This is a genomic window from Candidatus Palauibacter scopulicola (genome assembly GCF_947581915.1).
GTDB classification, from domain to species: domain Bacteria; phylum Gemmatimonadota; class Gemmatimonadetes; order Palauibacterales; family Palauibacteraceae; genus Palauibacter; species Palauibacter scopulicola.
Genome location: NZ_CANPWG010000021.1, coordinates 104,841 through 130,305 on the forward strand (window position 1 = coordinate 104,841; position 25,465 = coordinate 130,305).

A 25,465-nucleotide genomic window follows, 5' to 3' on the forward strand; every position below is an offset into this window, starting at 1 on the left:
CGGGCAATGTCGCGCAGTCGCGCGCAATGTCGGGCGACTGCGCGCGGCCGGAAAGAGCGGGCGGTCAATTTCCCGGCGGCACGAGCGCGACGGCGCGCAGGGGGCCGCCCGAGCCGCCCGAGATCTTCATCGGCAGGGCGATGACGGTCGCGCCGCGGGCCGGAAGACGGTCGAGGTTCGTGAGATTCTCGAGACCGGGCGCGTTCGCCGCGGCGACGATTTGATGTACGATGAAGTCGGTGGACGGCCCGTAGTCGATGGAAGCCACGTCGGCTCCGAGGGCGGCGGCCCCCCGCTCCTCGACGAGGAGGCGCGCTGCGGCCTCGCCGTAGCTCGGGAAGTGGAGTTGCGACGCATCCCCGGGCGTGTCGTCGCCGAGGTAGGAGAGGGCGTCGGGCCAGCGCGCGCTCCACCCCGTCCTGAGGAGGACGATGCTCCCGGGCTCGATCGGACCGTGCTCCGCCTCGTGCGCCTCCACATCGGCGACGGTCAGCCGGTAGTCGGCGTCCGCGGCCGCCTGGGCGGTCACATCGATCACCGCCGCCGGGCCGATGAGCCGCCTGAGCGGGATCGACGCGACATCGGGCCCTCCCTCGAGGAAATGGATGGGGGCGTCGATGTGGGTGCCGCCGTGCTCGGCCGTGGCCAGGGAGTAGGCGGAGTAGAAGTAGCCGCCCTCGGTTTCGCCGAAGGCCAGCTCCTGCAACTCGAACCCGGCGGTGTCCGTCGGCCAGTAGACCGTCTCGTCGCCGAAGGCGTGGCTGAGGTCGACGAGGTCGTAGCCCGCCAGGTCGAGCGGTCCCGGAGCTTCGGAGCCCGCGTCTTCCGAGGCGGCCGGCGTGTCGCCGGGCGTCTCCACCCACACCGAACAGGCCACCGCCGCGCACCCGACGAGGGCGGCGGCCGCCGCGCGCGAAAGCTCCGAAATCGTCATGTGACTCTCCGTTCCCTGCCGAGCCGTTGCGGGGCGTCCTGGCGGGCCGTCCGGTGGGCCCCGCGGGGGCGTCGTCCGGTGGGCCGTACGGGGTGTCGCCCGGGCCCTGAAAGTGGCGACTCGCGGTTGGCGAAGCGAGATTCGGCCATGCGCAAGATCACTCGGGGCCTCCTCGTCGTATTCCTTGCCTCCCTCGGGTATGGGGCCCTGCCGATCTTCGCCAAGCTCGCGCTCGCGGAGGGCGTCGAGGTTCTGCCCCTGCTGGCCTGGCGCTTCCTGCTCGGGAGCGGGTTGCTCTGGATCTTCGTGGTCGCCACGGGGCGGCCCCGGCCCCCGCGCGGACGGCGGACCGGCCTCGTCCTGCTCGGTCTGCTGTACGCACTCAACTCGGCGTGCTACATGCTGGGGCTCGACCGCCTGCCGGCTTCGGTCGCGACGCTCGTCCTGTTCACCTATCCGGCGATGACCGTGCTCCTCGCCCGGCTCTGGGTCGGCGAACGGCTGACGCCGCGCCGCATCGCCGCCCTGGCGCTCACGACCGCCGGGTGCGCGCTGACCGTCGGAACCGGATTCGGAGGGGGCGATCCGCTGGGCGTGGGACTCGTCATGCTCGCGGTCGTGTTCCTGGCCCTGTGGATCGTGAGGAGCCACGGCGGCTTCGCGGGGTTGCCGCCCATCTCCGCGACGGCCGTGGCGCTGACGTCCACCGCCATCGCGATCTCGGTAGCCGGGCTGGCCACGGGGGGCATCGGCGTGCCGCTCGCGCCCGCCCCGCTGCTCCTCCTGGGCGCGATCGGCCTCTTCTCCACCGCCGTCCCCATCACGGCCTTCCTCATCGGGATCCAGTGGATCGGCCCGGGCCGGGCGGCGACCGCCGCCACCATGGAGCCCGCCGTGACGCTCGCGCTCGCCGCGGCCGTGCTCGGCGACCGCCTCTCGGCCGGTCAGTGGCTCGGCGCCGCGCTCATCCTCGCCGGCGTCCTCTCGCTCCGGCTGGAGCCACAGTCGGATATCCCGCCGGACATCGCCGATGGCCACCCCTGACAGGCCGGGCGGCGCTCCAACCTTTCGGACACAGGGCGCGTCCCAAGATCGAAACGGGAACGCGGACCAGGACGTGATCGAACCGAACGGAAAACCCCGGGAACACGGGCCGGACGCGCGGGCGGAGGGGCAGCCTTCCACCGGCGTCGAGGCGGACGTGCGGGCGGCGACGTTCGGGGATGCGGAGGCGTTCGAGCGCCTCTACCGCGCCCACGTCTCGCGGGTTTACGGACTCGCGTGCCGAATGGCCGGGAGCGAACGGGCGGACGAACTCACGCAGGATGTCTTCGTGCGGGCGTGGGAGAAGCTCGGGACCTTCCGCGGCGAATCGGCCTTCAGTTCGTGGCTGTACAGGCTGGCGGTGAACCTCCTGTGCAGCCGGCTGCGAGCGCTGAAGCTGCAACGGGAACGGGAGATGGCGAACGAGATTCCGCTGGCTGTGGCCCGGGCGCGGCACGACAGCATCGAGATCCGCCTCGACTTCGAGGTCGCGCTCGAACGGCTGCCGGATGGGGCGCGCGAGGTCTTCGTCCTGCACGACGTCGAGGGGTACAAGCACCGTGAGATCGCGGAGCAGTTGGACATCACGGCCGGCACGTCCAAATCCCAGTTGCACCGGGCGCGGATGATTCTGAGACGGCACCTGGAGAGGTAGTTGAGCCGATGACAGATCGAGAACAGCGGAAGAATCGCTTTCGGGACCGTCTCTCGGAGTACATCGACGGCAGCCTCGGCGTCGAGGAGGAGGTCCTGATCGAGCGGCACCTGGAGCGTTGCGAGGACTCCGCCCGGACGCTCGCCGAGCTCGAAGCCGTCGTGGAGCGGGCCGCGAGCCTCGGGCCGCGCGAACCGGCCGAGGACCTCTGGCCCGGCATCGCGACGCGGATCGGCGCCCGGCCCACCGGCCTCGCGGGCGCGGCGCCCGACACCTCCAAAGCGCCGGCCCGGCGCCGACCGCCCGCCGGCCTCATCACGCGTTTCGCGCCGCAACTCGCGGCCGGCATCGCGCTGGCGTGGCTCTCCGGGGCCCTCGTGTGGACGGCCGTGGCGCGGGACGATGTCGAGGGAACGCCCGGCGCCCAGGGCTCGACGCCGGGGCTCGGCCTCCCGTCGCTCCTGCCCCCGGCCGCGCAAAGCGCCTCGACGCTGGAGGACGGCGGTTCGAGCGCCGAGGAGTACGCCCGTCTGATCGGCGAGCTTGAGCGCGTGCTGTTCGACGCGGAGCGGCCGCTGCCGCCGGAGACCGTGGCGCGCATCCGCCGCGCGCTCGTGACGATCGACCGGGCCATCGAGGACGCCCGCGCGGCGCTGCTCGAACTGCCCGATGACCCCTACATCCAGCAACACATGGAGAACACGATGCGGCGTAAATCGGAGTTCCTTGCCCAGGCCGTTCAACTCGCGGCGACCGACTGATGGCCCCGGCGACGGTGGTCCTGGCCGCTCTCGCAGCGACGAACCCCGGCGCGCGCGACACGACGTTCGTCGTGCCCGAGGGCGCGCGCATCGAGATCGAACACCGCGAGGGAGATATCCGCGTGATGGGCGCGGCCAACCGCGAGGCGCGGGCCGTGCTCGACGACGATGACGGCCGGATTCGCGTGCAATCCTCGGGCGGCACGATCCGGCTCGGCTCGAGCCCGAGTGGCGACGGCGCGGACCTCCTCATCTACCTCCCCGAGGACGTCGACGTGAGCGTGGTCGGACAGGAGGGCGACGTCACGGTCGCCGGCATCGTCGGCGGCTCCGTGTCCGTGAGGACGGCCGACGGAGACGTGGAGATCGACGGCGCCGGCGGCGTCAGCGTTGCCACGCTGGACGGCTCCGTGAGGATATCGAACGCCGGAGCCGCGACGGTCAGCGTGACCGACGGCGACGTGTGGCTCGATCAGGTCGCGGGAGCCATGAGCATCAGCGGCATCGACGCCGACATCATCGTCACGAACGCCGATACGCGCGCCATCTCCGTCGCCACGGTGGACGGCGACGTCTGGTACGACGGCACCCTTCACGGCAACGGCACGTACTCGCTCAGCACCCACGATGGCGATGTGACGTTCGCCGTTCCGGAGAACGCCGGCGCGCGCATCTCCGTGTCCACCTTCGACGGAGAACTCGACCCCTCGTTCCCCATCCAGTTCCGGGGAGGCAGCGTGCGCGGAGGAGAGTTCACGGTCGGCGACGGCTCGGCCGCCGTGACGCTGAAGTCGTTCGACGGAGACATCCTTCTCGTCCGACCGGGCGAGCGTACCCCCGACCTCGACTAGCTACGAACTCAATCGAATAGCCAGTAACCCACGAAATCGGGAGCAGCATGATGCGGAATACAGTGCGACAACTCGCCGCGGCGGCGGCATGGCTTGTGTGCCTGGGGGCGGTGGAAGCGCGGGCCCAGGACTTCGAATGGCAGGGGTCGGTGGATCCCGGAGACGCGGTCACGATCCGGGGCGTGAACGGCTCGATCGTGGCGAGTGCGGCGAGCGGCGGCCAAGTCCGCGTTCGTGCCACGAAGCAGTGGGACGACGACGATCCGGACGCGGTCCGCATCGAGGTCGTCGAGGACCGGCGCGGCGTTCTCATCTGCGCCGTCTACCCGTCGAGGCGCGGGCGCGACCCGAACCGGTGCGGGCGGGAAGGCGACTACGAGATGAACGTCCGCGACAACGATGTGAAGGTCCACTTCACCGTCGAGGTCCCGCCTGGAGTCGACCTCGAGGCGCGGACCGTGAACGGGGAGATCGAAACGCAGGACATCTCCGACGAAGTAGAGGCGCGAACCGTCAACGGGAACATCTCGGTCGCGGGGGCGGGGCCGGTGTCCGCAACCACGGTCAACGGTTCGATCGAGGCGCGGCTGGCGAGTCAGCCCTCGGACGATCTCCGTTTCGTCACGGTAAACGGGGGAATCCGGCTCGTCCTGCCCGCTGGGATCGATGCGGATGTCTCAATCCGGACGGTCAACGGCGCCATCGACACGGAGTTCCCGCTCACGATCCGCGGGCGCTGGGGACCGAGGTCCGCCTCCGGCGAGATCGGCGACGGCGGCCCCGAGATCACGTTGGGTACGGTCAACGGCGGCATCGCCCTCGTACGCGGAGGCTAACGGCGGTCGTCACCCCAAAAAAGCAAGGGCCGCCCCATAAGGAGCGGCCCTTGAGCCGACAGCACGCTGCCGGCGGGTATCTGAGGGTGGAGCCTACTGGCGAGCAGGCACCCGAAGCAACTTCGGGCTTCGTTCAGCCGAGGGTCGTAGCGAACGTCGGGGCACGGCGCTGGTTCGTGGCCTGCTCGTAGGCGTAGGCGATCCGCAGCAGCGTGGGCTCCGTCCAGGCGGGCCCGAAGAACGAGACGCCCGCCGGGAGTCCGCGCACGAAGCCCATCGGCACGGTGATGTCGGGATAGCCGGCGATCGCGGCGGGCGCGGCGGACGATCCGCCGTCGAGCCTGTCCCCCTTGATGTGGTCGGTCGGCCACGGGAGATCGCGCGTCGGAGCGACGATCGCATCCAGGTCGTGCTCCCGCGCCAGCCGGTCGATGCCATCTTCCCGGTTCGCGCGCTGGATGGTGGCGACGGCGTTCAAGTATTCGGGGTCCGTGAGCGGCCCCCTGGACTCGGACGCAATCAGACGCTCCTGGCAGAAATGCGGCATCTCCCGCTCGGCGTTTCGCTCGTTGAACTCGATGACTTCGGCCAGACTCTTCACCGGTGCGTCCGGACCCAGGCCGGCGAGATAGGCGTTGAGGCCGGCCTTGAACTCGTATTCCAACAGCACGAGCGAAAGAGGGTCGTTCCACGCCGCCGCGTCCATGTTGGCCGGATCCACGATGACCGCGCCCTCGGCCCGCATGGCCTCAATCGCCTCGTCGAACAGCGCCAGCACGCGCGGGTCGAAGCCGGGGAAGCTGCGCACGACGCCGATGCGGGCGCCCTGAAGCCCGGCCGGGTCGAGGAACTGTGTATAGTCGGCGTGCGCGCGGCCCTCGCTCGCGGCGGTGGCCGGATCTCGCGGGTCCACGCCCGTGCAGGCGCCGAGCAGGGCGGCCGCGTCGCGAACGGTCCGGCACATGGGTCCCGCCGTGTCCTGCGAATGGGAGATGGGGATGACCCCGGCCCGGCTCCACAGTCCGACCGTCGGCTTGATGCCCACGATGCCGTTGCTCGACGAGGGACACATGATGGAACCGCCCGTCTCCGTCCCCACCGTGAGCGCGCAGAGGTTCGCCGACGCCGCGACGCCGGAGCCCGAACTCGAACCGCACGGGTTCCGGTCGAGCGCGTAGGGGTTCCGGCACTGGCCGCCGCGCGCCGACCAGCCGCTCGTCGCCCTGATTCCTCGGAAATAGGCCCATTCCGAGAGATTCGCCTTGGCCGCGACGATGGCCCCGGCCTCGCGCAGCCGCGCGGCCACGAACGAGTCCTGCGGCGGGATGGAGCCCTCCAATGCGAGCGACCCCGCCGTCGTCGTCATCCGGTCGTGCGTGTCGATGTTGTCCTTCAGCGCGACCGGGATGCCGTGCAGCGGCCCGCGCACGTGCCCCGCCGCGCGCTCGGCGTCGAGTTCGTCCGCGATCGCGAGCGCGTCGGGGTTCGTCTCGATGATCGAGCGCAGTTCCGGTCCCTGGCCGTCCAGCGCCTCGATGCGTTCCAGGTACATCTCCGCGATCGAGCGGGCCGTGCGCTCGCCCGACGCCATGCTCGCCTGGAGCTCGTCGACCGTCACCTCGTCCAGTTCGAAGGGCGGCACCGCCGCTGCGGCGCCCGCGTCGCCAGCCGCGCCGGCGGCGGGGTCGTCGGACCCACCCTCAGGCGCGCAGCCCGAGGCCGCGGCCACCGCACCGAGTCCTCCAGCAACGGTGGCTCCGATGAAGCCTCGACGGTCTATCATGGGGCGTCGTCGGTGATGATGAGCATGCCGAGCCCGCGCAGCGTCTCGTTGAGCGCCGCGACGTCCGTCCTCACCAGGTCCTCCAGTTCGGCCAGGTGCGCCTCGAGCTGCTCGCGCAGCAGCGCCTTCACCTCCACCTGCTGGTCCGTGGGCTGGAAGTCCGCGATCGCCAGTGCGCCGACCAGGTAGCCGAGCTTCTGCAGGAGCCGGGCCTCGAAGCGCACCCCGTCCTGGCCCTGCCCCGTGAGGCGCAGGTCGACCATCGTCTCCTGCAGCTCGATCAGCTTCTGCCTCAGATCCTCGACCGACGCGGAGAGTTCCTCGTCCTCCGCGAACCGCGACAGCGTCCCGAGCTGGACGCGCATCGCCTCCACGCGGTGCACGGCCTCGCCCGCCCGCACGACGTCCTCGCGCACCTCGCGGATGAAGGCGAGCTGCTCGGCGATGTCCGCCTCCGTCCCCGCCGAATGCGGGTCCTTCAGCACCGTGAGCGGCTGCTCGTGCGTCGCCCCGTCCACCGTGAGCCGCACCGTGTACTGTCCCGGCGGCATCAGCACCGAGATCTGCGCCCCTCCCGGCGCCGGCCGTCCCTCTTCCCCGACCTCGATGTGCTCGGCATACATCGGCGACGTGAGCATCCGGATCGGCTCGTTGGTCTCGTCCCTCAGGTCCCAGTGGATCCGGTTCACGCCCGCGCGGTTCGGCGCCTCCAGCGTGCGCACGACCGCCCCCGACCCATCCAGGATCTCGATCGTCGGCGTCTCGGAGGTCTCCCCCGCGAGCCAGTAGTTGATCGAGGCCCCGTACTCCGGATCCTCTCCGATCGTGGGGTCGTCGTACGGAATCGAGGGCGGCGTAATCGGCCGGAAGCGGTACGCGTCGCGCGGCGCGAACAGGTGCGAGGCCGACGCCATCACCTCGGGCGTCAACTGCTGGATCGGCGACAGGTCGTCGAAGATCCAGAACCCGCGCCCGTACGTGCCCACGACGAGGTCGTTGAAGTGCTCCTGGATGACGATCCCCGACACGGGCGCCGCCGGCAGGTTGTTCTGCAGCGGCTGCCAGTCGTCCCCGTCGTTGAAGGAGACGTAGATCGCGTTCTCCGTCCCCACGTAGAGCAGTCCCTGCCGCACCGGGTCCTCGATGATGATCTTCGTGTAGCTGAGCATGCTGGGCGGGATGCCGTCGACGATCCTCTCCCACGAGGCGCCGAAGTCGCGCGTCCGGTAGACGTGCGGGTCGCGGATGTTCACCTGGTGGCCGTCCGCCGCGATGTAGGCGGTGCCCGCGTCGTAGCGCGAGGGCGCGATGCTGCGCACGCCGATCCACTCCGGCAGCCCGGTGACGTTGCCCGTCACGTCCGTCCAGTTTTCCCCGCCGTCTCGCGTGATGTGGAGCTTGCCGTCGTTCGTGCCCGCCCAGATGAGGCCCGCCTCGATGGGCGACTCCGCGATGCCGAACACGGTGCCCGCGTACTCCACGCCGATGTTGTCGCCCGTGAGCCCGCCCGAGAGGCCCATCCGGCTGCGGTCGTTCAGCGTCAGGTCCGGGCTGATCACCTCCCAGCTCTGCCCGCGGTTCCGCGTGCGGTGCACGTGCTGGCTCCCCACGTAGACCGTCTCGTTGTCGTGCGGGGAGATGTGGACCGGCGCGTCCCAGATGAAGCGGTAGCGCACGCCGGAGGCCGGCCCCCGGCTCTGCTCGGGCCACACCTCGACGGCGCGGTACTGCCGCCGCTCCTCCTCGTAGCGGACGACGATCCCTCCCACCATCCCCGACCCCGAGGCCGAGGACCACACGATGTCGGGGTCGGTCGGGTCCGGGGTGGCGAAGCCGCTCTCGCCGCCCCCCACGTGGTGCCACATGCCGCGCGGGATGTGGTTGATGCCCCGCACGCCGAGGATCCGGCTGTTGCTGGGGCCGCGATAGGTCGGCTCGTCCTGCTTGTTCCCGAGCACGTTGTAGGGGACCGCGTTGTCCACCGTCACGTGGTACATCTGCGCGTTCGTGAGCCGCTGCCGGAACCACGTCTTCGTGCGGTTGATCGAAATCGAGAGCCCCTGGTCGTGCGCCACGATCATGCGGTCCGGGTTCGTGGGGTCGATCCACATGTCGTGGTGATCGCCGCCGGGCGCCTGCGGACGCGGCGTCACATCCAGCGTCCGCCCGCCGTCCGTCGACACCGTGAAGGAGGCGGTGAGGAAGTAGGCCTCGTCCTCGTCATCCGGCGAGATCACGACGCGCGAGTAGTAGTGCGGCCGCCCCATTGCGTTCCGGTTGCGCGTGATGAGCGACCACGTGCGGCCCCCGTCCTCCGAGCGCCACAGCTGGCCGTCCTCGGTCGGCTCGCCGTCCCAGGGAATCCCGTCCCCCGTCTCCAGCATCGCGTAGATCCGCTGCGGGTTCGAGGGCGCGACCGCCACGGCCACCTTGCCCACGGGCTTCTTCGGCAGGCCGATCGTGTTGTCCGGCCCGTTCAGCTTCTCCCACGTATCCCCGCCGTCGCGCGACACGTGCAGACCTCCGCCCGGGCCGCCGCTCGTGCGCCCCCAGGTGTGGATCTCGAGCTGCCACGTGCCCGCGAAGAGGATGCGCGGGTTCGTCGGATCCATCGCGATGTCCGAGCACCCCGTGTCCTCGTCGATGAAGAGGACGTGCTCCCAGCTCTCTCCGCCGTCCGTCGTCCGGTAGACGCCCCGCTCCGGCTGCGGCCCGTAGGAGTGGCCCAACGCGCACACGTAGACGATGTCCGGGTTCGCGGGGTGGATGACGAGCCGCGGGATCCGCCCCGTGGGTTCGAGTCCCATGAGGGTCCACGTCTCCCCCGCGTCCGTCGACTTGTAGACGCCCTGCCCGACCGAGACGTGGCTGCGGATCTTCCCTTCCCCCGTCCCCGTCCAGACGATGTTGGGGTCCGTCGGAGAGACGGCGAGCGAGCCGATCGACTGCACCGGCTGGTCGTCGAACATCTCGTCCCAGTTCACGCCGCCGTCCGTCGTCTTGTAGATCCCGCCCGAGGCCGCGCCCACGTAGTAGGTGTACGGCTGGCCGGGGATCCCCGCCGCCGCGCTGAAGCGATTCCCCTCGGGACCGATGTTCCGCCACCGGAGCGTTTCGTAGGCCGCCGGATCGGGAGCGGCCTGCGCCGCCAGCGGCGCGACGGCCGGAAGCGAGAGGATGAGAAGCGCGAAGAACGCGCAGAAAGGTCGGACGCGCATGTTGTGCCTCGCCGGGTTGAGCTGAACGAATGCCGGGAATGTGCCGGGCAAGCACGGTGCGCCGGGCAAGCCCGGCTGACAAGACCCGTCCGCCCCGCCCAGAGCCACCGGAGGCCGCGACTCGAAAGTGGCTGCGGTCCGCCAGCAGGCCTATCGTGAGTAGACCATGTCACTTCCCTACATCACCTGGCAGGATGCCCTCCTGATGCCGGAGGACGGACGTCGCCACGAAGCGGTCGATGGCGAGTTGTACGGCACGCCGGCTCCGAGCACGCGCCACCAGATTGTCAGCGGGCGTCTCCTCACGGCGCTGGGCGACATCCTGGACGATCAGGGATACGGCGAGATGTTCATCACCATGACGGCCGTCGAGTTCCCTGAGACGCGCGAAGGCGTCATGCCGGACCTCATGTTCGTGTCCAACGAACGGCGGGGGATCATCACGGAGAACTGGCTCGTCGGCGCACCGGACCTGGTGATCGAGATCACTTCTCCCGTGACGGAAGACCGGGATCGCGGGATCAAGCTCGACTTGTACAGGAGGCAGGGAGTTCGCGAGTACTGGATCGTCGATCCCGACCGGAACGTGGTCGACGTGTGGCGGTTCGGGGAGGAGCCGGAGGAAGAGCGCTTCAGGACGGAGCTACCCGTTCGGCTTGGGGCGGATCAGGTGGGCGCGGTCGACCTGGAGGTCGTTTTCTCGCGAGACCTGTTCCGGTTCCGCGAAGCGGTGGTCCACCGAAGCGGTAGGCGGCGCTCCGTTGAGAGCGGGATGATGAAGCCGGCGACCATAGGGGCGGACTTGGAGACGACTCCCGCCCGGAGCTATGATGTGTCGACCATGCAAATCCCCTCGATCACGTGGCAGGACGTCCAGCAGATGCCGGACGACGGCAATCGCTACGAGGCGATCGAGGGCAGTAGCTACATGACCCCCGCCCCGACGTTCCGTCATCAGCGCGTAAGCCACCGGCTCGGCAAGGCGCTCGACGAGGTTCTGGAACAACCCGGGCACGGGGTCGTAGTGCCCGCCCCCTTCGGCGTCGAGTTCCCCGCCACCGGAGAAGGTGTGCAGCCCGACCTGCTGTTTGTCTCCAACGAGCGGCGCGGACTCATCACGAACGCGGGGCTCACGGGCGCACCGGACCTCGTCGTCGAGATCCTCTCACCTTCCACCGCCAGCCGCGACCGGGGCCTCAAGCTCCGCCTCTACGAGCGTCAAGGCGTGCGCGAGTACTGGGTCGTGGATGCGGACGAGAACACCGTTGACGCGTGGCGGTTCGCGGAGGATCCCCAGCACGAACGCTTTGCGGAGACCCTCCCGGTCAGACTCGGAACCGAAGAGGTCGGCTCGATCGACCTGGAAGCCGTGTTCGCGCCGGACCTCTGATCTTCAGATCCAGACGTCCGACTCGGCGGTGAGGCCGCCGCGTTCGTCGCCGGTGTTCACGACGCCGCGGGGTTCGACGAGCATCAGCTTCACCTCCTCCTCGGCGACCGGGCGGTGCTTCACGCCGCGGGGGACGACGTAGAGTTCGCCGGGGCCGATCTCGACGGCGCCGTCCGGGAGGTCGATGCGGAGGGTGCCCTCGAGGACGAAGAACGCCTCGTCCGTATCCGCGTGGTCGTGCCACACGAACTCGCCCTTCACCCGCGCGATCTTGAACAGGTAATCGTTGAGTTCGGCGACGACGCGCGGCTGCCAGTAGTCGGGCAGCAGGCCGAACTTCTCCTCCAGGTTGACGGCTTCCTTCATCCCCGACTCTCCGCTCCGTGGTTCGCTTCGGTCGTCACTTGAGGCTCCCGCAGGTCCATATCCCGATCTCCATGAGCAACACAACGATGCGTCATACCGAGTCACGGTATGCCTCGTAGGTGCGGGGCGTCGAGCGGGAGCGTCGAGCCGGAATTGCTCGCGGCTCATTCCGCCCCGTCGCCAGAGGGGCGGCATTGCAGTTGAGAGCTGGATGAGCAGGGGCCGGACCGTGGGGTTGGACTTTGGTTTCACCCCCGCCCGGAGCTATGATGTGCAGACCATGCCGCAATCCTCGACCGCACCCGTCACCTGGCTCGACGCCCAGCGAATGCCGGACGACGGCAACCGTTACGAGGTCATCGGGGGCAAGCTGTACGTGACCCCCGCACCCTCGATCCGCCACCACCGCATCACCAGACGGCTCTTCCGCGCCCTCGATCCTCTGCTCGTGAAGGCAGAACGCGGAGAGCTGTTCTGGGCACCCGTCGGGGTTGAGTTCCCGGTCACGGGCGAGGGAGTCGAGCCCGACCTGATGTTCGTGTCCGCCGAGCGGAGGGGGATCGTGGGGAAGGACTGGATCCGGGGCGCGCCCGATCTGGTGGCCGAGATCCTCTCCCCCTCCACGGCCCGCCGCGACCGGAGCAAGAAGCGGGACCTGTACGAGCGCCACGGCGTGCCCGAGTACTGGATCGTCGATCCGGACGCGAACGCCGTGGATGTGTGGCGCTTCGGTGAAGATCCCGAGCACGAGCGCCACACGACAACGCTCCCCGTGCGGCTCGGCTCGGAGCGCCTCGGCACCATCGATCTGCGGGACGTCTTCCGCCCCGACTCCTGACAATCCAATACCGCAAGCGGGTGGAAGCCGCTTACCGGCACTTTTTTCGCGACATTGAGATCGATCCGGAGACGGGGACGACGCCGCGGCAAGCTGACCGGAAGTTCGCGACCTATCCGTACATCGGCTCGCTGTACGGCACGGATCCGGATGTGAAGCGGCTGCTCGTCGTCGGACTCGACATCGGGTCAGACGAGACGCCGGGTCGGCTCCAGCACTTCGAGGAGAGGCGCCAAGCGATCGAGTGCAAGCCTCTGCCTTCGCTCAACCCTCACATCGCGGGCACCTACTTCACGGCGTTGAAGTACGCCTTCCCAAGTCACGAGTGGGACCGGGTCAAGGACCGCGATCAGACATGCCGGGCGATCTTGAGAGCCGGTTACGCACTCGGAAGCAATCCGCTTTCCCATGTCGCCCTGACGAACTTCTACAAGTGGGTCACGATCGGCCGACGGAACAAGGGTGGCGGGCAGGATCGCAAGCACGTCGACCGACACCTCGAAACGGCGTTGTTCCTGCAGGAAGTGCGGGTGCTTGCGCCGCACGTCGTCGTGTTCCAGAGCGCGGCCTTCGACAAGGCTCGGTTCCGGCAAGTCCGTGATTCCATCGCGCCTGAGATCGAGTGGCACGTCCTGGTACATCCGTCGTGGCGCGGCAGTCAGCGGCCGAAACACATCACGCAGCCGCGACTGAGCAGCAGGGACCCGAGCGATGACTCACGCTCGCCGCCGCCGGTCGTCGCGGACCATGAGGTGTCTCAGCCAGCGGAAACCGAGGGCTACGGGGGGCTCTTCAGGGACGATGCATTGGTACTGGGCTTGATCGCCTTGGGTGGTCAGAACCAGGAAGTCCGACTCCACGACGCGGTGGCCCATGTACTCGAGCACGGGTACGCCGGGCGGCGCGGCGGGAAGGGTTCCGCGATCTACTTCGCGTGTCGCTGGCTGGCGAAACATGGGAAGCCTGTCCGCGGCTTCGTCATCACATCTCCGCGTCGTGGCTACTACCGGCTCGAGAAGGCGACAAGTGCGCGGATTGCGGCATGGAGCATTGGCGTGAATGGATCGCGGTGTTTGCCGAGACACGATTAGCCTCGTCCGGCTCCGCCTCGCTCCTCAACCGATCACAGTGTCGGAGTGGATGCACAGCTCTTCGCACCGCCCTACGCCCAGACGATCCAGGTGTACCTGCAATCCCTCGCGCCGGGCGAGCTTGAATGCCGGGACCATATCGGAGTCCCGAGTGACGACCGCGACATCAGTAACGAGGCGTTTGAGCGCGAGAGACGCGATGTCCAGACCGATCCGCATGTCGACGCCTTTCTGCTCGAAGCGGGGCCGCAGGTCGTCCGGAGCCAGTGGTGCCGGACCCTTGCCTCGGGCGAACCTCGCCACAAATGAACGGCCCCTGCGTCCGTTTGGATTAGCCGACCGTTATACGGTCGACCCGGCGCGCAGGGGCCTGTTGAATCTCACCCTCAGGGTACCTGCCCGTTAGGGGTCGTGCAACTTCGTCAGTTCACCCCCCTCGTCCCGCAATCGTCTCACTCCCAGCGCCATAGGACGCAGTCGAAAACGACGTTGCTCATCGGTCCTCCCGGGGCGGGATCACGCGGGTGAGGTAGTCGGCGAGTTCCGCTTCGGGGGCTTCGGCGCGTCCTTCCTCGGGGGACGGCGGATAGCCGGACAGCGTTCGGGCCGGGAGGGGTACGACGCGGTCGCCGGTGGCGGTGTTGAGGTCGCCGTCCTTCACCCAGCCGTCGGAGTAGATGAGGAAGGTGCGCCCCCAGCCCTCGGGCAGCGCGGGAAACGCCTCGGCATCGAAGCGGAGGGTGATCTCGTCGCCGGCGTTCTGGATCACGTAGCGGTCGTCGCCCTCGGCCACGAGGTCGGTCACGTCGCCGAAGCGGGTGTAGAGGCCGAACAGGTCGTGCCAGCGGGGCTCGACCGTGACGGAATCGTAGTCGAACCAGTGCGGGCCGTAGCGGCCGCCCTTCCTGAACTCGCGCGCGAAACCGCGATAGTGGATGTCCGCGCTCCGGGGCGCCAGCGACGTCACGCGCGCCTCGGCCGCACCCGGGTGGGCGGGGCCGGTCGTGAAGAAGGCCTCGTCCCAGTAGACCATGAGGTTCGTGCGGATTCGCACTCTTCGGTCGTCCGTCGGGAAGAGACCGCGCAGGTCGGCGACGACCGTCTTGTCCTTGCCCGACGGGAAGCTCAGGCCGGGGATGGCGGGCTGCCACTCGCCGCCGGGGCCCATCACGTCGAGTTCCGGGAAGTGCGGCGCGAGAGCGTCCGACTGGCCCATCGCCACGTTGATGCTTGCGTCGGTGGGGAAAATCCAACCGGTGAGGAAGAGGGTGACATCGCCGGACGCGGCCTCGGGGCCGAGGTCGAGGATGAGTTCGTGCGGCTCGGCGATCCCCTGGAAGCGGCCGGGGCGGAAGGACGAGACGTAGTCGAAGTCGCGTTCGGCGAGCGCCTCGCGGTGATCGCGTCCGTTCTCGTCCGTGGCCGAGACCGGGGCGTGCCGTTCGCCCACCCGCCACAGTTCGAGGTCGATGGGCGCGGGGGGGATGAAGGCCTCGTTCACGTACACGTCGATCTCGGAGGGATGGTCGACGGCGACGAGGTTCACGCCGTCCACGTAGATCGTCTCCCACAGTTCCTCGGTGATCTGCATCACGTACTCGCCGTCCAGCGGCTGGAGCACGCCGTCGGGGAGGCGCCGGTACTCCTGCGAGGGGAAGGCGGGGGCGTAGGCGCGCTGGCCGCCGCCGAGGATGCCGAGGGGCATGCCGAGCGCGCTCTTCCACATCATGTCGCCCACGAACTCGAACCCGTCGCCGTCCCACACGTAGAGCATGGGGCACGAACCCTTGAGCGTCTGCTCCTCGACGAGGTCCTGGTCCGTGCCCGGGAAGTAGAGGTCCTGCGGGACGCCGTTCGGCCAGTACACGCGGACGACATCGGCCTTCAGGCGGCCGTCGAGGCCGATGAGGGTGGTGGGGTCCGTGACGGTGTGGACCTGGAAGAGGTCTCCGGCCCGCACCTCGACGCGCGCCCCGATCCCGAAGCGGTTGTTCTTGCGGCTTCCCTCGCCGAGTCCCGCGAGGTCGAGTCGGAAGTAGTGGTTCGCGTTCCCGCCGTCGTTACGGAAGAGGGTTGGGTGCCCGTCACCACCGAGGAGGAGAAGGTCGGCGTCGCCGTCCTCGTTGTAATCGAACGAACGGACATCACGGAAATCTCCCGAGGCAACATCGGGGAGAAACTCGTCGGCCGGCACGAGGCGCCCATTCCCTTCATTGCGGAAGAGCCGCAACCCGGGGCCAGTCGTGAAGCCAACGCCCGAGGCCGGACCCGGGGGCGAGCCGGCGACGGCGAGGTCCAGCCGACCGTCGTTGTCGAAGTCGACCAGGAGCAGGTCGCGCGGGACGAGACCGTTCAGCGGCACCGTCGCCGCGAGCGCGAAATCGTCGGCCGATCCGTGCAGGAGGCGAACGCGGTCCCCTCCGGCGGCCACGATATCGAGCCGGCCGTCGCCGTTCACGTCGCCGACCGCCACGGCCAGCGCTTCCTCCGCAGCCGCCTCGCCCTCCGCGCCGAGACGGTCGGTGCGGTCGGCGAAGGTGGCCGCGCGCTCGTTGTCGAGCAGGCGGAGGCCGCCCGAGCCTTCCGCGAGGACAATGTCGAGATCGCGATCATTGTCGAGGTCCCCGAAGGCCGCGTCGCGCGTGTCGGCGTCCGCCGGGCCGGCGAGTCCGAAGTCGACCGCCATCTCCGCGAAGGTGAGGTCGCCGTTGTTGCGGAAGAGGCGGTTCGCACCGGTGTGCGGTTCGAACAGGTCGAGGTCGCCGTCCTGGTCCAGATCCGCCGCGAAGACGTCATTGGCCGCGCCGCCCGCCTCCCCCGTGGCAGCCGATGGGAGCGCGATCTCCCGGAAACCTCCGGCTGGGTCGTTGTGGTACGCGCGCGGCGAGCGCCCCGCGAACCACACGTCGAGACGGCGATCGTCGTCGAAATCGACCCAGATCGCCGCCGCCTCTGCCTCCCCCGCGTCAAGGGTGCCGAGATCACCGGAGGTGTCCACGTAGCGGCCGAGGTCGATGCGAAGGACGCGCCCTATCCCGCTGTGGCTCCAGAGAAGGTCTTCGTCGCCGTCGCCATCGAAGTCGCCCGTTGCGATCGTGGCGGGGGGAGGGGTTCCGTCGTGCGCCGGCAGGATGCCCACCAGCCCGGCGAGGGTCGACGCGTTCGTGTAGCGGAGGGAGGCAAGCACGGCCTCGGGCTCCTGGACGCGGAGGGAGACGAGGAAGCTGAAGTCGAGTGCGGCGACGCCCGCGAGGGGGCCGCCCGGCTGCCTCAGTTCGTCGAGGCTCGCCTGGTAGGGCGAGGTGACCTCGAACGCCGCGCGGAAATCCGCGAATTGGCCGATCGCCGTCGATGCGTCGCCATCCAGGAGGGCATCTTCGGCGGCCTCGAAGGCCGCGCGCGGCCCGGGGCGGAAGTCCGGGGCGACCTGCCGCAGACTCTCGATCGTGCCCAGGGCGGCGTCGAGTTCGCCGCGCGCGAGTTGCGCATCGGCGAGCGCGGCGAGGGCGGCCAGGTTGCCCGGCGCGGCCGCCGCCAGGCGCGCCAGAACGTCCGCGCGGGCGTCCGAGTCCACTCCCGCCGCCCGGGCCTCCACCTCCGCCAACCCCCACAGGCTGCGCGCGTGGCCCGGGTCCGCCGCCAGCGTCTCGTCCAGCAGCGCCCGCGCCTCCCCGAAATCGCCCGTCTCGGTCCGCAGCGTGGCGAGCGCCAGCGTCAGCTCCGGATCGTCCGGCGCCCGCTCGCGCGCCTCGAGAAGGTTCTCCTCGGCCGCCTCGTAGTCCGCCGCCTTGAGCGCCGTGAGGCCGAGTCCCGCGTACCCCGCCGCCTCCGCCGGCGCCATCTCGACGAGGCGCTGGTAGTCGGACCGTGCGTCCTCCAGGCGGTCCTGCTGAAGCGCCGCGTCCGCCGTCCCCCGCGTGGCGAGAATCTCGGCCAAGGAAGCCTCCGGCACGGGCGCCCCCGCCTCCCCGCAGCCAACGATCAGCGCGAGGAAGGTCAACCCGCGAACTCGGATCGGGGCCGGACTGCCAGACCGCTTCGGTTCCGTCACCGCACACTCCTCCCGTCCATGGAATTACACGAACCGCCCCGCCGGAAAGCCCGATACTGCCCTAACTTACCGGCCGCACCCTCTTCCTGAGCACGAAGAGCCCCTCGCGCATGCTCGTGACGATAATGGTGCCGCTCTCGAAGAACGGATACGTGCTCCACGCCCCGCCGAAGCCCGGACCCTCCTGATACGGGGCCGTGTCGAAGAAGCCCACTTCGCGCGGGTTCACGGGATCGGAGATGTCGAGCACGTGGAGGCCGTAGCGGTAGTTGGCCTGATACGCGAAGCCGTCCTTCAGGTAGAGATTGTGGGCACTGGCGGGAAGCGAGCCCATGAACTGGTTGACAAGCACCGGATCCTCCAGGTCGCTCAAGTCCCAAATCAATGTCCGCGTGGTTTCGACCGCGCCGGAGATCACGTCAGACTCGTCGTCCTGATAGAAGTAGCGGTGATCGGGAGTGAGCCAGCCCTGGTGGATGTAGGCGGCATTGGGTGACGTCGCGCGAGACACCGCGTAGGGGTTCTCCTTGTCGGTCACGTCGGCGATCTGAAAGTACCGTCCGTTCGAGTTGAGGCAAATCTCGCGCCCCTCGTATCGTTCGTCGGGACCCCGATAGAGCACGCACTGCGCGTCGTGGGTGCCGCCGTCCTCCTGAAAGCACCCAACGAACTCGGGATTCCGGGGATCGTTGATGTCGATCATGTGAAGACCGCCGCCGCAGGATTCGCGCCCCGCGCCGCTGCCCACCGCGTAGGCGAACCCGGTTTCCTCGTTGATCACGATGTTGTGCGAGCTCGCCACCCCACGGTAGTGGACGTCGGGCTCGAAGAGCGCGGGCATGTCGCCGGGCGCCACGTCGCGCAGGCGGGTGAGGTCGAAGACCTGCATGCCGTGGTCGCCCGCTCCGTCGGCCACGATGAAGGCGTGGTCCTTGTACGTCTTGATGTCGCGCCACAGCTGCGACGGGGGCGTGCCGTCGGGTTTGGGCAGATCGCCGACCAGGACCGGACGGGTGGGATCCGACAGGTCGATGAACGAGGTGCCGTCGTTGCGTCCCACCAGCGCGTACTCGCGCCCGGTCTCTCGGTCGGTCCACCCCCAGTTGTCGTTGGCGCGGACGCCCCGGGCGCTGCCCTCGGCCCGCAGAATGGAGTTGGGAATGAACGCGAGCAGCTCGACTTCGCTGCAATCGAAGGGGCCGACGCTGCCCTCCACGCAGCGGCGCTCCTCGCCGACCATGGGCTCGAGGGCATCGGGGGCGCTTGCGAGCATGCCCGCCGCCGCCCAGCCGGGGCCGCTGTCCTCGAAGAGGTGGACGGAGCCCGACTGATGGTGCATGCCGGGCGCTCCAACCGCCGCGAGCGCTCCGTCCGCGACCACCAGTCCGCCGAAACGGTCGCGCTCCACCGTCTCTTCGCGAGGGAGGGCGATGCGGCGCGGCCGCCGGGGAAGGGTGCCGTCCGCTTCGGCCTCGTAGACCAGGACGGCACCGGTCTCGTTCTCGCGCTCCGTTGGCGCGCCCACCCACACGTCGGGTCCGGAGAAGGCGACCGCCGCGCCGAAGCGGTCGCCCTCTGCGCCGCCTTCGAGCACTATCCGCTCCTCGGCCACCCACGAACCGGAGCCGACCTCCCAGGCGTACACGAGGACCGCCCCGCGATCGGCGTCCGCGCCCGGCGCGCCGATCAGAAGCCGGTCGCCCTCTGCGGAGAGCGCGATACCGAAGCCGGAGCCCGCGCCTTCCGCCGACCCTATCGATCCGGTTTCCGTCCAGCCGTCCCCACTCAGGTCGAAGCGGTAGACGCGGCCCGTCCCCTCGCGGCTCTCGCCCCGGGCCTCGCCGCCTCCCTCGATCCGCGGACCCCAGCCCGGAGCACCGACGAGCAAGCCGCGTTCCGTGAAGGCCACCACCGCTCCGAAGCGGTCGCCCGGGCCGCCGCCCGAAGGGCGCAACTCCGTCCGCTTCGTCCACCGGCCGTCGGCGCCGCGCCGGTACGCGTGGATCGTGCCCGCCGCACCGGCATCGTCCCGGACGTCCGGCCCTCCTCCGCCCGGACCATCGGCCGGGTCGGGCGTGCCCACCATCAGCCACTCGCCCTCCGCCGCCAGCGCCAATCCGAAGTCGGTCCCGCAATAGCCGTCGAAGCGGCAGTCCGGTGAAAGACCGCGGACCTCATCGGCCGTGATCGCGTCCCGCCATACCCATCCGCCGCCCTCGCCACGCCCGAAGATCTGGATGCCGGTCCCGCGCATGCCGACGAAGAGATGGTCGCCGGCGGCGGCCAGCACCGTGCCAAAGCCATCGGCGATCTCGGGGTCCGGCCCGCGAATCACGCCGGACTCCATCCACCCCTCCTCTCCTCTTGTGTACACATACACGGCACCGGGGCGGAAGTTGGTGGTCGGCTCGGCTACGAGGAGCTCGCCTTCGTGGATCAGCACCGAGTGGCCGAACGAGCCCGACTGGCCCGCGACCGGAGTGCCGGCGAAGACGGCGGCGGCGCACGCGATCACGAAGAGCAGGGCGGGCTGCGGCGTGGCGGGACGGAGGGCGGCGGCGAGGCGCGCGGGGCTCGATGGGGTCATCGCGGACGGTCTCCTGGAGGCGGGTCTTGGCGGACGAATGATCGGTTTCGGACGGCGCTCGCGCCAGATGCCATCGCCCTCGCGACGGCCGCCGCCGCGCCGGCGGAAGGCTACTCGCGGATTGTGAGTGCCGCGCCCGCCTCAACGGGTCCGGTGACGGTTCGGGCACCTCCGGGCCAGACGACGACGACGCTGTCCGCCCGCGGCGCCCCGCCCAGGCCCGCGAGCACAGGGTTCGCCTCGGACTGCGAGAGATACGACGAGGCGGTCGAGACCACGAACCGCTGCGCCACGTCGCCCACGAACACCCGCACCGTCGCCCCGACCGCGCCGAGATTCGGCGCCGCCCCCTCCAGGCGCAACCGCACCCAGCCCGGACCGGGCTCAAGATCGTTCCGGAAGAGCTTCGCCGCCCCGCCGTTCGTCGAGATCACCAGGTCGAGATCCCCGTCGCGGTCGTAGTCGAAGGTCGCCACCCCGCGCGCCACGATCGGCTCGTCGAATCCCCCGCCCGCCATGGCGCCGGCGTCGATGAACCCCCCGCGCCCGTCGTTCCGGAACAACTGCGGCGGCTGCGCGAAGGTCACGTCCCCCTGGATCGCCTCGATCTCCGGCTCGATGTGGCCGTTCCCGAGCACGAGATCCACGTAGCGGTCGAGATCGAAGTCCGCGAAGCGGAGCCCGAACGTGAGCGGCAGGAGCGTCGACCGCGTGAGCCGCGCCGACCCGGCCAGGTCCTGGAACAGCCCCGCCTGGATCTGCGTGAACAGCGACACGGGCTCGTTCGAGAAGTTGCCGATCGCGATCGAGAGTTGCCCCCGGTTGAGGATGTCCCCGACGTCGACCCCCATCCCGGCCCGCGCCCGGCCGAACTCGTCGAAGGCGACCCCCGCATCGAGCGCCACGTCGGCGAAAGTCCCGTCTCCCTCGTTCCGATAGAGGAAGTTCTGGTAGGTGTCGTTCGCGATCGCGACGTCCGGGAGGCCGTTCCCGGTGAAGTCGTCGATCACGATGCCGAGCGATTTCCCCTCGGGGTTCTCGAGGCCGGATTCGGCCGTCACGTCCCGGAAGCGCCGCGCGGAGGTCCGGGCCGCCGCGCCCGGAACCGAGGAGCCGCCGACCCCCGCCGAGGCCGGCTCGTTCCGCAGGAGGCGGCAGGACTCGCCGTTGTATTCCTCGGGGGTCGCATAGGATTTATTCACCCCATCGCGGGTGAAGAAGAGGTCGGTCTCCGGCGTCCAGTCCACGTAGTTGCAGACGAGGAGGTCGAGCCAGCCGTCCCCGTCGGCGTCGAACCAGGCCGAAGCCGTGGACCAGGCGGGATCCGTCGCGTCCGGCGCGTTCCCCGCCGTACCGGTCTCCGAGGTCACGTCGGTGAATCGTCCCCCGTCGTTCCGGTACAGCCGGTTGTCCCCGACCGCCGTCACGTAGAGGTCCGTGTCCCCGTCCGCGTCGTAGTCGGCCGCCGCCCCGCCCATGCCGTAGAGGGGCCGGTCGAGGCCGGCCTCGCGCGTGACGTCGCGGAACGTCCCATCCCCGAGATTCCGCAGGAGCATGGACCGGGCGCCCCGGTCCTCCGCGCGCCCCTCCCAGCCCGTGCTGTTCACGAAGAAGAGGTCGGGCCAGCCGTCGCCGTCGTAGTCGAGCACGACGACGCCGCTCCCCATGGTCTCGGGCATCCACTTCTCGCCGAAGGCGCCTGTGGCGTGGACGAAGTCGATCCGCGCCGCCGCCGTGACGTCCGTGAAACGGATCGACGTCGTCGCGTCGCTGCCCTCGCGCGCCGTGAAGCTCGGGCGCGTCTGGGTATAGGAGGGCGCCTCCGCGTCCTCGGATTCGTCGGGACCGCAGGCCGTCGCCGCCGCGAGGAGGCCGATCGAGAGGGGTCCGGCGCGGCGAGCGTTCATCGACCTCCGCCGCCGCGCGCCGGACGGTCGGGGGACGCCGCGCCTCCCGCCGAACGATCCGCGGACGCCGCGCCTCCCGCCGGTGCGATCGGCCGCAGTTCGTGCGTGCGGATATCCTGTGCCATCAGGTTCACGCCGGGGTTCTCCGCCCTGTAGGCCCTCGTGATCGCCTGCGCCGCCTCGTCGATCCGGTAACGCTCGAACGCCGCCTCGCCCAGCGCGGCTTCCTCGTCGCGCCCCAGCGCCCGCAGGCTGAGCATGCGGCTGTAGTGCGCCTGCCGGTGCTCGGGATCGATGGCCAGCGTCCGGTCGAACGCCTCGACCGCCGCCTCGTACCGCTGGGCAAGGTATCGCGTCCGCCCCAACTGGAACCAAGCCTCGCGGTCCTCCGGGAAGGCGTCGAGCACCGCCAGGTACGCAGCCTCGGAGGCATCGTACGCGCCGTCCTCCTGGTGCGCGCCGCCCCACACCCAGGCCACGCGCGGGTTGCCCGCTTCGATGGTTTCGGCCCGCTCGAGGTTGTCGAACGCGTCGTCGAGGTTGCCGGCGATGAGCGCCATGCGGGCCAGGTTGAGCGGCCCGTCCACGCGGTCCGGGAAGAACTCCGCCACGCGCTCGAAGGGGCGCTCGGCGAGCCGGTCGTTCCCCTCCATGAGGAGTGCGATCCCGTAGTCGTTGTAGCGGACCCAGATCTCCTCGTCCTGTTCCTCGGTCGAGACCGGGTCCACGCGGCCGCCCACCCCGATCGTGACCTCGTCGCGGGCGATCTCGGTGATCGGCAGCTCCGGGACGTCGTCGAACTCCGCGAACCCCTGCGGGTTGGCGCCGAACGCGAACTCCGTGTAGGCCCGGTCGAACTTCCGCCACAGGAGCCGCGCCCGCGCCGTCAGCGAACCCTCGGGCAGGTCGGGCGGCAGCGTGATCCGGTAGTGGGCGACGTCCGCGCTCCCGGGGCCGATCACGTTCACCGCGGCGGTCACGTGAATGTCCTGCGCGTTCCGCTTCTGGATGGGGCGCCCCTCGCGGTCGAGGATCACCGACTTGAAGAAGTGCGCCATCGGATCGAGGTATCCGTCCGCGCCGATCTCGCCGCTGATCGCGATCCGCCGCCCCTCGGCGTCCACCAGTTCGAACTCGAGCCAGCCCTCGTTGGAGTCGTTCGTCCCGCCGGGGAAGGTGTGGCCCACGCCCTGGTTCCGGACCACGACCTCGAACATGACCGTCTCCCCCGGAGACACGCTCGGAGGCGAGAGATCGAGCCCCATCTCGGGATCGTCGTTGGGACCCCGCCGGATGGCGAAGATGTCGACCCGCAGCTTCTCGTCCCGCAGGAACTCCTCGGTGCGGCGGATCGTCGCCGTGTCGCCGCGCAGGAAGGGGAGCGCCGTGTTCACGGCCAGGAACCGGTGTGAGCGCACCATTCCGTCCTCGGCCGAGACGTCGCCCAGCGGCGCCTCCTCCGGCGGCATGTGGCAGTCCTGGCACACGCGCGCGGCCGCGGGCAGGTAGAAGGTGCGCGACGCGTTCCGCGCCACCCCGCTGTCGTGCCACGCGTCGTACTCGTTCTGCCCCCGCAGCCAGCGGTAGTTATTCACCGGCTCCGTGAGGCTCACCTTGTGGCAGGTGGCGCAGAACTCCGACGTCGAATGGACCGGCTTCAGGAGTTGCGCCATGTGGACGGAGGGCTTCGCCTTGAGCGCCGCGTCGTGCAGGTAGGCGCCGAGCGTCCCGGCCTCGGCCTCGGCGAACAGGTAGGGGTCCTCCTGCTCGTCGGCGATGTTGTAGTTGCCGTTGCCCGTGTTGTCGTGGATGCGGTCGATCGCGTGGCAGGCGAGGCAGGTGAGCCCGGCCTGCGCCTCGACCGTGGCGGGATCGATCGGCGCGTCCATGGCGCCGGCGAGCATGAGCGCGGGATCGTGGCACCCGCTGCACCACTTGCTCTTCACGCGCCCGGCCGCGTCCGGCTCGAGCCCGAACTCCCGCAGGTGCGCGATCACCTCCGGCCCCGCCTCCAGCGACCCCTCCCGCATGTCCTCGATCGTCGCCGTATAGAAGGGGTTGTTGAAGGAGGCGAAGCGGTGCGCGGACGTTGCCCACTGCGCCGTCACATCGGGGTGGCAGCGCACGCACTGGGTGGCGCCGATGAGTTCGTCCGCCGCGAACCCCCGCCGTTCCACCTCGGCGCGGACGCGCGCCGCGCGCTCCCGGGCCGCCTGCGCGGCGAGCTCTCCCGCTTCCGTGCGGGTGATGATGCGGGAGGGCAGATACGTCCCCGTGCTCGTCGTGGTCGCGGCCGGGAAGAACGGACTCTCGGGCGGCACCAGGCCGGTCGGGACGAAGTCCGCATCGACGAAGCGCGAAACGTCGCGGTCGCGGCCTCCGGGGCCCTCGTTCAGACCCTGGGCGAGGGCGGCCTCGGCCTCCGGGGTGAGCTGCAGCCCGCGGTGGGTGAGGCTGTGCCACGCGACGAGAACGACGAGCACGGCGCCGGTGGCGAGCGCGAAGCGGCGGGCCCGCACACCCGGCGGACGCGCGTAGCTCACCAACCGGTGCCCGGCGTAGGCCGAGACGATGAGGACGGCGCTCCCCACGTGCGCCCACCACGCCCAGCTGTTCTCGCGGCTCGCCGCGGCGGTGAGGATGAAGAGTCCGGTGAGAACGAGGACGCCTCCCACGAGTCCCATCCCGATCCCCGTCAGGATCGAGGCGCGGTGCTTCCGCTTCCACACCGTCGGGAGGTGCGCGGCGAGGAACCCGAACATGATCGCGGCCAGCAGCAGCCCCACACCCGTGTGCGTGAGCACCATCGCCTGGAAGAGCTGGGGGAGCGAGTTCTCTCCCACCGCGAAGAACTCGAGCCCCAGCCCGTCCGCGAGCCGGTTCGCGAGCAGATAGAGCGTGTTCGCCAGCATGAACACGGCGACCCCGAGCCCGAACCGCAGCCAGCGCCGCTGCCCCGTCCCGAGGATGGAGCGCAGCACCGGCCGCCCCCGCCCGGCGTCGGCCCCGGAGCCGCCGGCCTCGTCGGCCACCCCGGCGCGGTCCGACGCACCGGATCGGGCCGCGTTCGGCGCCCCCTCCTCCGTCTCCCGCCCGCGTCCATTCATGCCCCGAACGAAACCGCAACCGCCGCGCCCGCGCAACCAACACCGG

At 69.8% G+C, this 25,465-nt stretch carries 17 protein-coding genes; 8 read left to right on the forward strand and 9 right to left on the reverse strand.

Annotated features, from left to right (window positions below):
* Positions 1-64: 64 nt before the first annotated feature.
* Entirely contained in the window at positions 65-934 is an 870-nt protein-coding gene (locus RN743_RS04430; protein ID WP_310776666.1) for a cyclase family protein, read from the reverse strand.
* 147 nt (positions 935-1,081) lie between these two features.
* Here RN743_RS04430 and RN743_RS04435 point away from each other — a divergent pair, with 147 nt between their 5' ends.
* The 5 genes from RN743_RS04435 to RN743_RS04455 all read left to right on the forward strand — a co-directional run bounded on the left by RN743_RS04435 (position 1,082) and on the right by RN743_RS04455 (position 5,081).
* Complete coding sequence (locus RN743_RS04435) at positions 1,082-1,978, forward strand: DMT family transporter (protein ID WP_310776669.1); 897 nt, start codon at positions 1,082-1,084, stop codon at positions 1,976-1,978.
* Positions 1,979-2,051: 73 nt separating this feature from the next.
* Positions 2,052-2,633: an RNA polymerase sigma factor gene (locus RN743_RS04440; protein ID WP_310776672.1), complete on the forward strand. Its 582-nt coding sequence runs from the start codon at positions 2,052-2,054 to the stop codon at positions 2,631-2,633.
* 8 nt (positions 2,634-2,641) lie between these two features.
* Positions 2,642-3,394, forward strand: coding sequence for a zf-HC2 domain-containing protein (locus RN743_RS04445; RefSeq protein ID WP_310776676.1), 753 nt, complete (start codon positions 2,642-2,644; stop codon positions 3,392-3,394).
* Complete coding sequence (locus RN743_RS04450) at positions 3,394-4,245, forward strand: DUF4097 family beta strand repeat-containing protein (protein WP_310776679.1); 852 nt, start codon at positions 3,394-3,396, stop codon at positions 4,243-4,245. Before RN743_RS04445 ends, RN743_RS04450 begins: the two co-directional genes overlap by 1 nt.
* 47 nt (positions 4,246-4,292) lie before the next feature.
* Positions 4,293-5,081, forward strand: coding sequence for a hypothetical protein (locus RN743_RS04455; protein WP_310776681.1), 789 nt, complete (start codon positions 4,293-4,295; stop codon positions 5,079-5,081).
* Between the two features lie 133 nt (positions 5,082-5,214).
* On the opposite strand, the gene RN743_RS04460 is transcribed toward RN743_RS04455, so the two are convergent.
* Positions 5,215-6,864 (reverse strand): amidase, encoded by a 1,650-nt coding sequence (locus RN743_RS04460; RefSeq protein WP_310776686.1) that lies wholly within the window; start codon positions 6,862-6,864, stop codon positions 5,215-5,217.
* Complete coding sequence (locus RN743_RS04465) at positions 6,861-10,082, reverse strand: hypothetical protein (protein WP_310776688.1); 3,222 nt, start codon at positions 10,080-10,082, stop codon at positions 6,861-6,863. Before RN743_RS04465 ends, RN743_RS04460 begins: the two co-directional genes overlap by 4 nt.
* 166 nt (positions 10,083-10,248) lie before the next feature.
* Here RN743_RS04465 and RN743_RS04470 point away from each other — a divergent pair, with 166 nt between their 5' ends.
* The gene (locus RN743_RS04470) at positions 10,249-11,472 is read left to right on the forward strand and encodes a Uma2 family endonuclease (protein WP_310776693.1); all 1,224 of its coding nucleotides are present in this window, start codon (positions 10,249-10,251) and stop codon (positions 11,470-11,472) included.
* Between the two features lie 3 nt (positions 11,473-11,475).
* Here the strand turns inward: RN743_RS04470 and RN743_RS04475 are convergent, their stop codons facing one another.
* Positions 11,476-11,838: a cupin domain-containing protein gene (locus RN743_RS04475; RefSeq protein ID WP_310776695.1), complete on the reverse strand. Its 363-nt coding sequence runs from the start codon at positions 11,836-11,838 to the stop codon at positions 11,476-11,478.
* Between the two features lie 280 nt (positions 11,839-12,118).
* Here RN743_RS04475 and RN743_RS04480 point away from each other — a divergent pair, with 280 nt between their 5' ends.
* The gene (locus RN743_RS04480; RefSeq protein ID WP_310776881.1) at positions 12,119-12,676 is read left to right on the forward strand and encodes a Uma2 family endonuclease; all 558 of its coding nucleotides are present in this window, start codon (positions 12,119-12,121) and stop codon (positions 12,674-12,676) included.
* A 152-nt stretch (positions 12,677-12,828) separates the two neighbouring features.
* Entirely contained in the window at positions 12,829-13,767 is a 939-nt protein-coding gene (locus RN743_RS04485) for a hypothetical protein (RefSeq protein ID WP_310776697.1), read from the forward strand.
* A 24-nt stretch (positions 13,768-13,791) separates the two neighbouring features.
* Here RN743_RS04485 and RN743_RS15970 read toward each other — a convergent pair whose 3' ends face one another.
* From RN743_RS15970 to RN743_RS04510, 5 genes are all read right to left on the reverse strand, one after another.
* A complete protein-coding gene (locus RN743_RS15970) occupies positions 13,792-13,986 on the reverse strand; it encodes a hypothetical protein (protein WP_343218986.1) in 195 nt (64 codons plus the stop codon).
* A gap of 274 nt (positions 13,987-14,260) precedes the next feature.
* Positions 14,261-17,767 (reverse strand): FG-GAP-like repeat-containing protein, encoded by a 3,507-nt coding sequence (locus RN743_RS04495; RefSeq protein ID WP_310776701.1) that lies wholly within the window; start codon positions 17,765-17,767, stop codon positions 14,261-14,263.
* A gap of 112 nt (positions 17,768-17,879) precedes the next feature.
* The gene (locus tag RN743_RS04500; RefSeq protein WP_310776704.1) at positions 17,880-20,405 is read right to left on the reverse strand and encodes a choice-of-anchor B family protein; all 2,526 of its coding nucleotides are present in this window, start codon (positions 20,403-20,405) and stop codon (positions 17,880-17,882) included.
* 110 nt (positions 20,406-20,515) lie between these two features.
* A complete protein-coding gene (locus RN743_RS04505) occupies positions 20,516-22,312 on the reverse strand; it encodes a CRTAC1 family protein (RefSeq protein WP_310776707.1) in 1,797 nt (598 codons plus the stop codon).
* Positions 22,309-25,419: a tetratricopeptide repeat protein gene (locus RN743_RS04510; protein ID WP_310776709.1), complete on the reverse strand. Its 3,111-nt coding sequence runs from the start codon at positions 25,417-25,419 to the stop codon at positions 22,309-22,311. Before RN743_RS04510 ends, RN743_RS04505 begins: the two co-directional genes overlap by 4 nt.
* Positions 25,420-25,465: the final 46 nt, after the last annotated feature.